Annotated in this window: 14 protein-coding genes; 13 read left to right on the top strand and 1 reads right to left on the bottom strand. The window is 65.6% G+C overall.

Annotated elements, in window-relative coordinates:
* Positions 1 to 505 precede the first annotated feature (505 nt).
* The 7 genes from OG246_RS14025 to OG246_RS14055 all read left to right on the top strand — a co-directional run bounded on the left by OG246_RS14025 (position 506) and on the right by OG246_RS14055 (position 6,397).
* Positions 506 to 1,162: a hypothetical protein gene (locus tag OG246_RS14025; protein WP_266460883.1), complete on the top strand. Its 657-nt coding sequence runs from the start codon at positions 506 to 508 to the stop codon at positions 1,160 to 1,162.
* Positions 1,150 to 2,202, top strand: a complete 1,053-nt coding sequence (locus OG246_RS14030) for a hypothetical protein (protein ID WP_266460885.1) — start codon at positions 1,150 to 1,152, stop codon at positions 2,200 to 2,202. The genes OG246_RS14025 and OG246_RS14030 overlap by 13 nt, the downstream gene beginning before the upstream one ends.
* A 43-nt stretch (positions 2,203 to 2,245) precedes the next feature.
* Positions 2,246 to 2,563 (top strand): hypothetical protein, encoded by a 318-nt coding sequence (locus OG246_RS14035; protein ID WP_266460887.1) that lies wholly within the window; start codon positions 2,246 to 2,248, stop codon positions 2,561 to 2,563.
* A complete protein-coding gene (locus OG246_RS14040; RefSeq protein ID WP_266460889.1) occupies positions 2,560 to 3,906 on the top strand; it encodes a hypothetical protein in 1,347 nt (448 codons plus the stop codon). Before OG246_RS14035 ends, OG246_RS14040 begins: the two co-directional genes overlap by 4 nt.
* Positions 3,907 to 3,997: 91 nt before the next feature.
* On the top strand, positions 3,998 to 4,621 hold the full coding sequence (locus tag OG246_RS14045; RefSeq protein WP_266460891.1) for a hypothetical protein: 624 nt from the start codon (positions 3,998 to 4,000) through the stop codon (positions 4,619 to 4,621).
* A gap of 21 nt (positions 4,622 to 4,642) precedes the next feature.
* On the top strand, positions 4,643 to 5,362 hold the full coding sequence (locus tag OG246_RS14050) for a hypothetical protein (protein WP_266460894.1): 720 nt from the start codon (positions 4,643 to 4,645) through the stop codon (positions 5,360 to 5,362).
* A 54-nt stretch (positions 5,363 to 5,416) separates the two neighbouring features.
* On the top strand, positions 5,417 to 6,397 hold the full coding sequence (locus OG246_RS14055; protein WP_266460897.1) for an ADP-ribosylation family protein: 981 nt from the start codon (positions 5,417 to 5,419) through the stop codon (positions 6,395 to 6,397).
* A gap of 47 nt (positions 6,398 to 6,444) precedes the next feature.
* On the opposite strand, the gene OG246_RS14060 is transcribed toward OG246_RS14055, so the two are convergent.
* Positions 6,445 to 6,981 carry a hypothetical protein gene (locus tag OG246_RS14060; RefSeq protein WP_266460900.1) on the bottom strand — a complete coding sequence of 179 codons (537 nt, stop codon included), beginning with the start codon at positions 6,979 to 6,981 and terminating at the stop codon, positions 6,445 to 6,447.
* A 244-nt stretch (positions 6,982 to 7,225) separates the two neighbouring features.
* On the opposite strand from OG246_RS14060, the gene OG246_RS14065 reads away from it, so the two are divergent.
* The 6 genes from OG246_RS14065 to OG246_RS14090 all read left to right on the top strand — a co-directional run bounded on the left by OG246_RS14065 (position 7,226) and on the right by OG246_RS14090 (position 13,845).
* On the top strand, positions 7,226 to 7,564 hold the full coding sequence (locus OG246_RS14065; RefSeq protein WP_266460903.1) for a nuclear transport factor 2 family protein: 339 nt from the start codon (positions 7,226 to 7,228) through the stop codon (positions 7,562 to 7,564).
* A gap of 163 nt (positions 7,565 to 7,727) precedes the next feature.
* Positions 7,728 to 7,901 carry a hypothetical protein gene (locus OG246_RS14070; RefSeq protein ID WP_266460905.1) on the top strand — a complete coding sequence of 58 codons (174 nt, stop codon included), beginning with the start codon at positions 7,728 to 7,730 and terminating at the stop codon, positions 7,899 to 7,901.
* Positions 7,902 to 8,043: 142 nt separating this feature from the next.
* The gene (locus OG246_RS14075; protein WP_266460908.1) at positions 8,044 to 8,355 is read left to right on the top strand and encodes a hypothetical protein; all 312 of its coding nucleotides are present in this window, start codon (positions 8,044 to 8,046) and stop codon (positions 8,353 to 8,355) included.
* A 7-nt stretch (positions 8,356 to 8,362) separates the two neighbouring features.
* Positions 8,363 to 12,784 carry a DUF6531 domain-containing protein gene (locus OG246_RS14080; protein WP_266460911.1) on the top strand — a complete coding sequence of 1,474 codons (4,422 nt, stop codon included), beginning with the start codon at positions 8,363 to 8,365 and terminating at the stop codon, positions 12,782 to 12,784.
* A 98-nt stretch (positions 12,785 to 12,882) separates the two neighbouring features.
* The gene (locus tag OG246_RS14085) at positions 12,883 to 13,077 is read left to right on the top strand and encodes a hypothetical protein (protein ID WP_266460915.1); all 195 of its coding nucleotides are present in this window, start codon (positions 12,883 to 12,885) and stop codon (positions 13,075 to 13,077) included.
* A gap of 123 nt (positions 13,078 to 13,200) precedes the next feature.
* Positions 13,201 to 13,845: a hypothetical protein gene (locus OG246_RS14090; RefSeq protein WP_323178295.1), complete on the top strand. Its 645-nt coding sequence runs from the start codon at positions 13,201 to 13,203 to the stop codon at positions 13,843 to 13,845.
* Positions 13,846 to 13,943: the final 98 nt, after the last annotated feature.

The following is a 13,943-nucleotide window of genomic DNA, read 5'->3' on the forward strand; positions in this document are numbered from 1 at the left end:
GGTGCTCAAGGAGGAGGGAAGGACCGTCAGTGAGTTGAGCGGGGGTCCTGAGCGCGTATCAGTTTGCACAGGCTGGCGGTGCGCAGGTGGACGGTGTCGGGAGCGGGCCGCGGTCATGTTGACGTAGTTGGCGACCTCGGAGGGGCAACCGCGTTTCTGCATCGAGGAAATTCGCGGCCGACGTCGGCGTCCAGGACGACGGTGCCGAGTTGGGTGCGGGCGGGGTGCGAGCCGAAGGTGCGGGGATTGAGTCGGTCGCAAGCGGGACGGTAGCGACCGCGGAGCTTTGGGTAGCGATTATCGCTCTTTGCGGTGGCCAACGCGGTGACGCTTTCCGACCTCCAACATCACTCAATCGAAGGTTCCGCGCTGTTGGATAGGCATGTTCTGTAGCGCTATGCCCGACTTGTGATCCCTGTTGACGTAATTCGCTCTGGTGTCGTCACACGAGCCCCCGATACCGTGTCGCTGCCCTCCCGAACCCCACGCCGCACAGGAGTCTGCCGTGAACCGCCGCCCCAGCTTGCTCGCCACGGCCGCCCTAGGTGCGGCCACGGCCCTCCTTCTGACCGGCTGCGGGGGCGGTGACGGTGACTCCACGGGCAACGACAAGATTGCCGGGGCCGATACGGGAAGCGAGACGTCGGCGTCTCCAAGTGCCTCCGCCGCGGCAGCCGCCGACCGGCCGAAGGTCGAGCTGCCGTCGGATCTGACGTACACCTTCGACTGGCCCAAGACCGGCGACGAGAACAAGGATGCGGTCCTGAGTGACAGCGAGCAGTCCATCAAGGCGGTGGACCTCGCCATCGCCAACCAGGACGCTCTCGACAAGGCGTACCTCTTCTACTACGAGGGGGAGGCGGCGGCGAACACACAGACGTTCATCGAGGCGTATGTCGAGGCCAAGGCACGTACGACCGGTGCCTATCGCTTCTACGACGCGGTGGTCAACGTCAGCGACTCCGACAGTGCGTCGCTTGTGTATTGCGAGGATCAGGGCAAGGCGTACGACATGTACCTGGAGACGAAGAAGGTCGACAAGACCGCCGTCACCAAGAACAGCTACGTGCTCTACAACACTCAGCTGCATAAGAACACCGACGGCGTCTGGGTGATCGAGAAGCTTCTTTCCCAGAGGGGGAGTACCAAGTGCCAGCCCTGAGTGTTGGTTCACGAGTCTTGATCGCTTCTCTGCTGCTCGGCTCGGTCGTCATGGGCACTGCTCCCGCCATGGCAGACAACAACATCGGTGGTGGCGCCCAGGCGCCTCCTCCCAGTGGGAATGCATCCGGCGACTCTGACGGCGAGGGCAATCTGTCGGCGACTGCGGGTGCTGTTGTCTTTGACCGTTCGAAGAACGGTTCGGGTGAGTCGGCAGGTCCAGTGGCGTCGACCGCCAGCACGTGGACCCCGCCTGCCTGTTACTACGCCCCGATGTATTCGCCGGCTCAGTTGCAGGAGCATTTGGAGCCGGTCTGGGAGGCGGAGTCGACGGGTTACGAGTGGGACGCTTCGCAGCGTAAGCGGTATGTCGACGGTGAGCCGTACACGGACTTCAACAAGGACAAGGCCGGGGACGGGTATTGGTGGTCGGGGTATGTCGCGGAGGGGCGTGCGGGTGATCCGGGCGCGCTGGACTGTGACAAGCCCTATTTCTGGGTGGACACAGGCGAACCCCCGCCGGCGGACATCCCGGAGGCGATCACGCCTGAGATTCTGGCGCAGTTGGCGTACGCGGAGATCCGTGTCCCCTCGACCAAGGTGGACCTGGCTCCGGCCGGTACGACGAAGGTGAATCTGCCGACGTGGGCGTGGCTGGACACGGCGGAGTTCAAGCCGGTGTCGGTGACTGCGTCGGTGCCGTTGCTCGGGGTCGAGGCGACGACGGTCGCGGAGCCGGTCTCCGTGAAGATCGAGCCGGGCACGGGCGATGCGACGACCTACCCCGCGTCGGGTGTGTGTGAGATCAACAACGGCTCGATCGGTGAGTCGTACGCCGCGGGTAAGGCGGATGAGACTCCGCCGTGCGGCGTGAAGTACCTGCGTTCTTCGGGCGAGGACTCGTACAAGCTGAGGGCGACCATTACCTGGAAGATCCACTGGACTGGCACGGGTGTGGCCCAGGATCAGCCGTTGCCGGACGGGGAGTTCGGGGCTGAGCAGGACGTGGTCGTGCAGGAGATCCAGGCCGTCAACCGCTGACTCTGGGGCAACCGGCATACGAAGAGAATCCGGGAAGAGACGCGTGGCGGATCGGCTGGCAGTTGACGGCGATGAGTTGACGCACTTCATGAAGATGCTCAGGAAATCGACCGACTCACTGAAGGGTCTGCGTAGGGCGTTGGAAGACGCGACCGTCACCGGCCTCGGTACCGACGATCTCGACCGCGCCTGTGAGGACTTCCAGGACGACTGGAAGTACGGAGCCGATCAGATCGGTGAGCAGACCGAGGATCTGGCCAAGATCATCGGAAAGAGCAGGGACAGCTACCGCGAGGTCGACAAGGCCTTGGAGGAAGCGCTCAAGAAACCCAGCGAGGGCAAAGGCGGGGGTTCGAAGTGACGCACCCGTCGGGTACCGGGGATTCAGGAGCCGCTCTCGACCCGCAGTCCCGAGCTGACATCGGCAAACCCCAGGGACTCAAGTCCGCCCCGCACATCCCGAACCCTGATTACCCGCACCTGGGCTTCAACCCTGTGCCGGGCAGCACCGAGACAGTGAACGGTCTGCACAAGAAGCTCGTTGGGTGCGCCAAGGTTCTCGAAGAGACGCATGAGCTTGTCACCAAGCTGCTGGACGGCAGCTATTGGGAGGGCGATGCGGCCGTCGCCTTCCGTGAGCAGCTCGACGGTGGTCCGCTGCCGTTGAACTTGAAGAACGCCGCTCACTCCATTCGCAAGGCTGCCAAGCAACTCGATCGCTGGGACGGCGAGTTGGATGACTTCCAACGCCGGGCGAAGCGCCTTGAGGAAGACGCGAAGGACGCGCAGGCCGCCGTGGACCGGGCCAAGGGCCACGCCAGCAAGGCAGGCGACAGTCCTGACCTGGCCAAGAAGGGCGCCAAGCACGACGACGCACAGAAGGCCCTGACTCAGGCGAACACGGCGGTGGACGATGCCGAGGACGCACTGGAGAAGATCCGGGGCAAGGCCCGGAAACTCGCGGACGAGCACGAGCATCAAGCTCAGTACCGGGCGGGCAAAATCCGCGACGCGACGAAGAAGCTGGCGCCGCACGAACCAGGATGGTTCGACTCGGCGCTCGACTGGGTCACCGAGAATCTGCCGGACATCCTCAGCACTGTGGCTGCCGTGGTCGGGCTGGTGGCGCTGTTCGTTGTGACGGGTGGGACGGCGGCTGCGGTACTGCTGCTTGCTGCTGCGGCGTTGAGTGCTACAGCGTTGGCTACGCGACTCGCCCAAGACCCCGCGGTCTGGGAGTCGCTGAAGGACGGGTTCACCAAAGGCGAGTTCGACACGGATTTCTGGAGCAATCTCGTCACGGTGGGAGGGGACGCCTTGGGCGCGTTGCCTGGCCTCGGCGCGGCGTGGAAGGGTGCTTCGACTGCGGTGAGGGCTACCAGCGAGGCGGGGGAGGTACTCACGATCGGCCAAAGAGTTTCCCGTTTCGGCACCGCCACCTTGGACGAGGCTGGCGCAATCGCGGACCTGGACAATTCCCTGCTCCATCTGACCGTTCATGGTGCCCGCGCGCCACAGGTAATTAGAACGGTCGAGATCACATCGGCTTCAGTCGGCGTGGTCACTGCAGGCTTCGGCCTGGTCATGACCGCCGTGGACACCGATGACGACGGCGTGAAGGACGGCTCCGTGGCGGGCGTCGACGGAGCAAGGCTTGGCCTCGACGTTGGAGGGCTTGTCGATATCGCCCAGCACGTCTTCTGAGCCCCGAACAGAGAGAGCCCATCGCATGCACCCCACCGACTACTCCACTGCCTGGGACCATCTACCGACCAGGCGGGCTTGGATCATGCACATGCTCATGATCGTCGGGAGGCTGGTCGGATGGATCGCCGTCTGGATCGGCTCCTTGGGCGTACTGGTGTCATTTCTGACGCCGGGCTACACCTATCTCTTCCTTCCCGTCCTGCTCTACTCGACCTTCCGCGCCGTCCTCCAACTCGCCTACTTCCGTCCCTCCTTCCAAATCAAGCGTGTCCTGGGGCAATACCCCTGGCAGTTCCTAACGGACGTCCCCCGCGGCCGGAACAAGCACCCTCAGGTCGAGTACGACGAGATGTGGTACGAGTTCCCCAACCCGGAGAAGCCTGAGGAGCAGATCCCCCTGCTCTTCTTCATGAACATGCGCACCTTCTGGTGGATGCGACGCTTCGGCACTTCCAAGACCAAACCGGAACTGAAAGCCCAGATCGAGCCCCTCTGGTTCGCCGGCGACCCCCGTTTCATCGCCGTCATCGCGGCCACCAGCCGCCGCAGCAAGTCCCCTCGGCGGCTGCATCTCCTCTATCAGCGCACGGCCACGGGCCGTCGAGGGATCGAACCGACCGACTGGAACGCGAGCCCCGCCGCCCTTGACCGTGCCCGCCGCGCCGGAGCCCACGTTCCCGACTCGGCGCCTCCTCCGCCGCGCCCGTACTGATCCGATACAGGACAGGACCCGATGACCGCAGCACCCCACTTCGTCGTCACCGACTCGGCCAAGGACCCTGCCGCCGACATCTGGTTCGCCGAACCCGCAGGCTTCACCGCGCTGCCACTGGAGTCCCTGGTTGCCCCGCCCGGCTCTCCGGTCGCCGACGAGCTGCGCACGGTATTCACCCCGTTTCTGGAGGCTGCGCCCGATGAGCTGATCCGCCAGCAGTTCGTCGCTCAAGCTGCCGCAAGCCAACAGATGCTCGGGGCCCTGTGTGAGGTCGGCACCGTCCACTGCTCAATCGGCCTGCACCGCGACGACGTAGACGAAACTGCCAGTGGCGATGGCCAACCCCTGATCTCCCTCTTCACCCTCTCCTGGCGAGACACGGCCGTGGCCCCAAGGGCCGTCACCGCCGCACGCGCCGTTACCTCCGCCGCGGGCCACACCCACATCGAGTACCTCGAACTGCCTTGCGGCCCGGCCACCCTCAGCGAGACCGTGCGCACAGCCTCCGCCGACAGCGGCCTCCCGCGGCTTCCCCTCCTCCAGATCCACGCCCACCTGCCCCACACGGACTGCAAGCGACTGGTCGTCCTCACACTGAGCACGACGGCCGTGATCCGGCGTGAGGAATACCGCGCGGTCCTCCAACAGATTGCCGAAACGGTCAGTTTCGACAGTCCGCTGGAGTCGGACAAAAGTGAGGCAAGTCGACTGGGAGAGGGGATGCCAGCGGTTCGGTAGCCTCGGCCTTCGTAGCAGTGGTCATGTATGCGCCATGAGACCGGGGGTCTTTCGATGCAGGGTAAGAAGACCGAGAGCCTCGCCGGCCGGGCCGGCATCGAAGAGCGTTTCCTGCGGGACTGGGGGTTCGAACTTCCGGAGTCGATCTTTCGGTTCTGGGCGTTCCTGGAGTCCTTGGGGCCGGTCGAACGCCAGGCGCTCCGGGACTTGGACGTGTCGCCCGTCGGCATCATGGACTTGTTCGCCGACGCCGGCCTGCGGCCGTGTGAGGGGATCGACGTACGGGTGCATGGTCGCTACTACCGTGACCCGCCCGAGTTCCTGACCTTCATGCACGGCGGCTCAGACGGCCTGCACCACGGCCTGTGGTTCGACGACGGCCGCACCTGCAATGGGGTCGCTTCCTACTACAACAACGACGGCGGTGGAATCGACACCCGTTCGGGCACTCCGCTGGAGGCGCTGCGCGCGATCCTCGAACGCTGCTGGCGGGACCTCGATGACGATGACATACAGGACGAGGAGACATCCGCGCGCAGGTCCCGTCTGGGTCTGCTGCGCGATGCGCTGACCGTCCACGAGACCGGGGACCGGCCTGAGGTAGGCATCGCCTATTCCATGGTCTACGACGGGTTCGTCCCGCCAGTGAACCTCGGCCGGCTCACCACGCTGGACGGCGCGGGCGCACTCGTGACGGGCGAAACCGCGCTGGACCGCCCTGCCCACAATCAGGCGGACGAGTACAAGTTCGCGACGTACATGTATGCCCTGTTCGAGGAGCCCGCGGCCCTGAACGCGAGCGTGCAGGACGCCCGCGGCCGTTGTTCGGCGGGCGATCCGGCGGAGGCCCTGGTCCTGGGCCGCGACCTGCACTGGGCGTCACATGGTGACCCGGTCCGCGAGACACTCGCGAACGAACTCCTCGTGGTGGCCTATCGCGCGCTGGACCGCCCCTCGCTCGCGGAGATTGCCGACGCCCACCACCGCCACCGTTCCATGCCGCGCGTAACCGTCTTGGAGACGAAGAAGGCGTAGCAGCCGCATGGACAGACTTGCAGGATCGACTCGCTCCTCGTGCCCACTCAGCTTGCCTTTCTGCTCGACGCGAACCGACTTCTCACGCCCTCAAGGCCGAATCGCTCCCAGGGGAGCAGCGCCAGAGGGATCCACCCGAAGCCGACTGCGAAGACGCCGGCGAGGGCAACGAGGCCCTCGGGGAGGATCCAGCCGAGCTGCGCGGCGATTACGGACACCACCACCAGATAGATGCCGAAGAGAAGGACACCGAGCATCTTGCGGGAAGCCTCGATGGGTCGAAGCCTCGGCTTCTCATCAGTCCCGCCAAAGAGCCCCAATATGGTCAGGGGCAGGAACCCTCCGACCACGGCACCAAAACCAATGCCACCGATCACCAGGGCGATACGTCCGTCTTCCGGGATCGCAGGCGACAGGAACGACTCGTCCGCCAACTTGAGGGTCAGATAGATCCCCGCGAATGCGCCGAGGAACGTGGTCGCCAGGACGAGGATCAATCCGGCCGTGAAGGCGATATTTCCGGCCGTCGAACGTTGAGGTTGCCGAGCCGTCTCGGGGCGGCCTGCCCGTGGTCCAGCGGACATGAAAACTCTCCCTTTCCTGTGCCTCGGCTCCAATTGGCAGCTTTGTTCCAGCAGGCGCGGGGCGGCGGCCGTTGGTTGCCGCGTCCGAGGGCCCGTCGCGCGGGACGAGTCTGCCAATTGGTCAGGTGCTACGTCTGGACGGGGTCGAGCGATGACCGGGTTCCGCCGCGTCTCCCTATCGGAGTGTGCGAAACCTGGTTATACCGTGGCGGAACAGTGCCAGTCGTCCGACCCAGGAGCCCGAATGGTCAACAGTCCTACAGCCGTCGTCGAAGCGGCGTTTCGGTACTACAGGTCACAGGACCGCGACGCGGCCTTCGTTCTCTACGCCGATGATTTCTCGTTCACGAGTCCGCGGGACGATCACATCGACAAGGCGGCGTTCTTCGAGCGGTGTTTCCCGACCGCCGACCGGTTCAAGGAGCAGCAGTTGCTGCACGTCACCCCGGCAGACGAAGAACTCGTCTTCGTCTATTACGAGTACGAGCTCACGACGGGCGGCAGGTATCGCAACATCGAGGCGATCACTGTCCGGGACGGCCTCATCCAGGAGGTGCAGGTCTTCTTCGGCGGCAAGGTATGACAAGCCGTTCCGGTTGGTGCTGCGATCGAGGAACAGTGTTCCGCGGGTCAAGCTGCTGCGCGGACTGGCCTGCCGCTCCAGTGCTCTGGCCTGCCGCTCCAGCGCTGCCTTTCTCGCTGCGTCAATGACGCCGTGCGGGCCACGCTCAACGGCACGGCACGGTATGCGTGAAGTGCCCGACGTGGTCGAGTTGTTGACGTCGGAGTCGGTCGCCAACACCTACCAGTACGCGAAGGGGAACGCCTCTCTACGGCCGGCAGGGCTCGGTGGGGGGCGGGTGCGGGTGCAGGTGCTCGAGGGCGGCAGGTCCGGGGCCGCGCAGGCTGAGGCTGGGTGACAGCGGCTCTCAGCAGGCCGCCGTAGGGGGAGGTGGGGCAATCTTTACCGGCCCTTGGCGCCTCCGATGCCAGCCTTATAGCCCACCTCACTACGGTCATAGGGTTGGCATGTGCACAGAGTGAAGTACGGGGGCGGGCCGCATGGCGGACCTGAAGAAGGAAGCGGAGTCGCTGGACAAGGCGGCTACCGCATTGCGCAAGGTGTCGCATCACACGACCAAGCCGTTGCACGAGTTCAAGGCAGAGTCGAATGATCTGTCGGCGCTCGGCGCGCTCGGGTCCTTGATGAGTGCGACGGACGACATACGCGGTGGTATGCGCACGCTCGCCAAGCTCACCCGCGCCCTCGACGAGGAGTGGCACGCCGAGGCGAAGCTGATGGGTGAAGTGTCCGATGCCTTCGACCTGTTGGACGTGCTGCTGGCCGCGGCGGCTCGCGGCGAGAAGGGCTGAGCCGCTCGTGGTCGACCTCAACCCGCTGCACTACGTCAACAAGTTCAACCACATGTTCGGCGACAGCATCGCCAGCGGGCTGGAGTTCCTCGGGATCTCCGATCCGGCGGTGGACCCGGACGGGGTGCGCGAGATCGCGAAGAAGTGGCGGGACCTGGCCTCCGGGCTCGACGACGCGGCCGATGATGCCGAGCGGGCGCTCGTGGGCGTGGTGTGGGAGGGCAAGACTGCCAAGGCCTTCCACAAGCGGGCGAAGGGGACTCGGAAGAACGCCGCCGACATGGCGGACTCGCTGCGTGAGGGCGCCAAGGCGCTGGACAAGTTCGCCGACCAGGCCCATGAACTGCTCTCCGAGATCGGCGTGATGCTGGCGGAGATCGCAGAGTACGAGCTCGCGGGGCTGGCGCTGGACATCCTCACGGCGGGCGCGTCTTCGGTGGCCGCGAGCCTGATGGCCGGGGAGCGGGCCGTGAAGGTCGTCGCGCTGGTGGCGCGGATCGAGGAGGAGGGCACCGCGCTGGGGGCCGCGGTGCGCACGGTGATGGAGGCAATCCGCGGCCTGGAGCGTGCTCTGAAGGCGCTCAAGGACATCAAGGCGATCGCGTCGATGTCCAAGATGGCCGTGGAAGGGGCGAAGTTCAGCGCGTTCGCCACCGCGCTGGAGGATCCGGGCGCTTTCAAGGATCCGGAGAAGCTGGCCGGCATCCTGACCGAGGGCGCAGTCATGGGCGTCGGCTTCGGGGTGCTGGGCAAGGCGTTGGGAAAGGGGCTGAAGAGTCTCAAGCCCAGCGAACTCGCCAAGCTGAGCAAGGCGTTGAAGCTTGGCGGTTCCGACCTCTCCAGGCTCAAACTGCGGCCCGCCGAGGCCGAGAAGCTCGAAGCGGGTATCCGGGCGGCGGAAAAGGAATGCAAGCTCGACCCGATCGATGTGGCCACCGGCGACATGCTGCTGCCGCAGACCGACGTCGAACTCCCGGGCGTCCTGCCGCTGATCCTGCAGCGCACCCACATTTCCTCCTACCGGTGGGGCGGCTGGTTCGGCCCCTCCTGGGCCTCCACCCTCGACCAACGCCTGCAGGCCGCGGACGACGGCATCACCTACGCGACAGCAGACGGCGCCCGGCTCACCTACCCCCTCCTGGCTCCAGACGCCAACGAGCCCGCCTATCCAGACAACGGCGCGCGTCTGCCGCTGACTTGGGACACCGAGACGGACGGCGCTCTGCGTGTGAGCGACCCGGCGTCCGGACTCGCCTATGTCTTTCACACGCCACAGCTCGTCGATGACGGCGATGCCGTGGACCTGTGTCTGCAGGCCATCGTGGACCGTAACGGCCGGCGCATCACCGTTCAGTACGCCGATGACGGCACCCCCACAGGAGTCACGCACTCCGGCGGCTACCGCATCGCCCTCGACCGCCACCCCACGCTTCCCCGCATCAGCTCCTTGCGCCTGCTGGACCCGGAGCGTCCGAACGGCCGCGGGACGATCCTGCTCTCCTACGACTACGACGACCAAGGTCATCTCACCGAGGTCACCAACTCCTCGGCACTGCCTGCGCGCTTCACCTACGACGGGGCAGGACGGATCACATCATGGACCGACCGCACCGACACCTCGTACGAGTACCTCTACGACGAGTGGGGCCGAGTCGTCCGTACTGAGGGCAGCGACGGCTTCCTCTCCGGCAGCCTTGCCTACGACGGCCTCACCCGCACCACGACCGTCACCAACTCCCTCGGCCACACCACCCGCTACGAACACAACGACGCATTCCGCCTGATCAGGGAGACCGACCCGCTCGGCCACAGCACCAGCCAGGAATGGGCCGCAGCGCATCAGCTGACCGCCGTCACCGATGCGCTCGGAAACACCACCCGCTTCCGCTACGACGAGACAGGGCGGACGGCGTCGGTCATCCGCGCGGACGGCAGTGAGACGCGCGCCGAGTACAACGATCTCGGTCTGCCGACGACGGTGACCGGCCCGGACGGCGTCGTGTTCTGTTACGCGTACGACGAACGGGGCAACCGCACCGCGATCACCGACGCCCTTGGCGCGACAACCCACTTCTCCTACAACGGTTCCGGGCATCTGTCATCGATCACCGACCCGCTCGGTCACCGAACCCGCTTCCGCTGTGACCCTGTGGGCCTGCCTCTTGCTGTGGTCGACCCGCTCGGCGCGGAGACTCGCTACGAACGCGACGCCTTCGGAAGGCCCGTTACGCTGACAGGCCCTCTCGGAAACGTGACGCACTTCGCGTGGACGGTGGAAGGCAAGCCCGCCCGCCGTACCGCTCCTGACGGCAGCGTCGAGTTGTGGACGTACGACGGCGAGGGCAATTGCACCAGCCACACCGACAGCATGGGTGCGGTCCACCGATTCGAGTACACCCATTTCGATCTGCTGTCTGCGCGCACCGGACCGGACGGAGCGCGGCACACCTTCACACACGACTCCGAGCTGCGCCTTACGAAGGTGACCAACCCCCAGGGCCTGTCCTGGAGTTATCAACACGACCCGGCCGGACGCCTCATATCCGAGACGGACTTCGACAACCGAGTCGTGAGTTACACCCACGACCAGGCGGGCCGCCTCACCACCCGTACCAACCCGTTCGGCCAGACCCTTCGCTTCGAGCGAGACGTACTCGGCCAGATCACCCGCCAGACGGACGAGGTCAAGGCCACGGCCTTCACCTATAGCGCCGTCGGCGAACTCACCAAGGCCGTCACCCCGGACGCGACCTTGGTTCGAGATCATGATGCCGCCGGTCGGCTGTTGTCCGAAACGGTCAACGGGCGCACGGTCAGGTATGACTACGACGCCATGGGGCGTCGTACGCTGCGCACCACCCCCACCGGTCTGACCAGCACATGGCGCTACGACGCGGCCGGCAGTTGCGTCGAACGTACCAGCGCGGACCGCACGATCGGCTTCGACCGCGACGCGGCGGGCCGAGAGGTGAACCGCCATGTCGGTGCCTTCCTCACTCTGGCGAACACCTTCGACGACCTCGGCCGTCTGACCGCGCAGTCGGTGACAGATCGCACCACTGGAAAGAGCGTCCAGCGGCGCGTCTACGGCTACCGTGCCGACGGGCATCTCACCGCGATCGACGATCACTTGAGCGGTACGAGTCGATTCGAACTCGACACCACAGGCCGGGTGACGACTGTCCACGCACGCGGTTGGACCGAGCGGTACGCATATGACGAGGCGGGCAACCAAACCGATGCCTCCTGGCCTGCCACACAGCCCGGCCATGAAGCCACCGGTCCCCGCGACTACGTCGGCACACGTCTGGTCCGCGCCGGCAACGTCCGCTACGAGCACGACGCGGCGGGCCGCATCACACTGCGGCAGAAGACGCGACTGTCCCGTAAGCCGGACACCTGGCGTTACACCTGGGACGCCGAAGACCGTCTCGTCTCCGTCATCACACCGGACGGCACGTGCTGGCAATACCGCTACGACCCGCTCGGCCGCCGCATCGCCAAGCAGCGCCTGGCGGCCGACGGCGAAACGATCGCTGAGCAGACCCACTTCACCTGGGACGGCGACACCCTCTGCGAACAGACCACGCACGCAGCCGAGTTGCCCAATCCCGTCACGGTCACCTGGGATCACGAGGGTCTGCACCCGATAGCCCAGACGGAACGTGGCACGGCCCTTGAGGCGCCACAGGAGGAGATCGACTCCCGCTTCTTCGCGATCGTCACCGATCTCGTCGGAACTCCGACGGAACTCATCGGTGAAACCGGCGGCATAGCTTGGCGTGCCCGCTCCACGTTGTGGGGCACCACCTCTTGGGGTGTCGGCAGCACCGCGTACACACCATTGCGTTTTCCCGGCCAATACCATGATCCTGAGACCGGGCTCCACTACAACTATTTCCGTCACTACGATCCCGAAACAGCCCGATATCTCACTCCCGACCCTCTCGGTCTTGCCCCGGCCCCGAACCCGGTAACCTATGTCACCAACCCGTATTCCTGGAGCGATCCGCTAGGCCTTGCGCCGTGCAAGACCGGAAGTCCGGATCCGTACCTCGGCGCCAAGGAAGCCTCGCAATTGCTACGCGACGCAGGTGTTCCACGCGCGTTCCGAGTCCAGGTCATGCAGTCTTTCGAAGAGGGCACCATAAGCGTGCGCCGAGCCGGTAGCAGTGATTACGGAATGCGCTTCTACGACAATGAGAATGCCTGGGCACGCGGACGCTACCTGACCACGCAATGGCCGGCCACTCGTGAGGAGATCGCTGTCAAGGCGGGCTGGAATCAGTTCTCGTACCTTAAGCAATGGAAGATCCGGCCTGGCGCACCCATCATCGAGGGCCGGGTTGCTCCGCAGGGTGTCGGGTATCCTGGCGGCGGAAAACAGACATATGTACTGGACCCCGACAGGGATTTGCTGGAGCCATAGTGTCCGAATTGGCCATAAGAAAAGCTCTCACCGCGACAGCGCGGGCTCTGTCCGGTGTGGATGAGGAGCTGCAACGACACGGTGTGGGGCAGGGCCGGGTGAGCAATGCCAAGCAGCTGGCCGCCATCCGCGAGCAGCTGACGCTGATGGAGACGCAGCTGTCGTCATCTCAGCTTCCGCCCAAGGAGCAGCGTGTGCGGGGGGCCGGCCGAGCCGTCGCTGACTCCTGGCCCTTCGACAGTGCGCTGGGTGCCATGGTCCTGGAAGCCGAACAGCTCTACCTCAAGGCCTGATTTCCGTTCACGGGCAAGTGGACCCTCCGAGGGTTTTGCCCTCGTGCGGGACCGTGACACCGTAAGCCGGTTGCGTAAGTGAAGGCTGTTGAGTGTGCGGGGAGTTGGCGCGGTGAGTAAGCGGTGGCGCAGTTTCCGCAGGCGGGGGACGGGCAGTCGCTGCCGCCCGTCGTCCCCGACGCGCTGGAGCTCCTCAAGGCCCGGATCAACTTCGACCGGACCGGGAAGAATGCCCAGCAGCGGATGCTGTACGGGGTGCTCGGTGTCACCGTCGCGTGCGTGGTCCTGTCGGTACGGACTGGTGGGGACGCCGTCGCCTTCTCTGTGGCCGCCGCTCTGTGGGTGCTGGTGATGGCCGTCTTCGGCATCGGGTTCGTGGTGACGCGCAAGCGCAACGCCAAGTTCGCGGCGCGGTTGCGGGCCGCCGGGTTCACGCCGGTGACGGAGGAGGGCGGCCGGGTGCGGTATCTGCCACCGACCGCGTACGCCCAGCAGGCCGCCGGTCAGCAGCCCGGCCCATACGCTCCGCCCGTCTCCGGCCCGTACGGTCAGCAACAGGCACCTGGCCCATACGGCCAGCAGATCCCCGGCCCCCACAGCCAGCCCACCCCCTACGGACAACCGCAGCTCCAGCCCTACCCCCATACCCCAACCCCTACAGCCGGCCCCCGCAGCAGTAGCCACACACCCGGTACCTCGCGGCACCAGCCCCGCCGACCCCCGGGCCAAGCCGAACGGCAACCTCACCACCGCCCCCGCCCCGAGTGAGAGCAACGTTCCATTCCGGTCACCCACAGCCACAGGCCGGAAACGCGCCCTACCTACCTTCGGTTCTCATCCCCCCAGTACCAGACCTGAGCACCGGA

It is taken from the genome of Streptomyces sp. NBC_00620 (assembly GCF_026341825.1).
Lineage (GTDB): Bacteria > Actinomycetota > Actinomycetes > Streptomycetales > Streptomycetaceae > Streptomyces.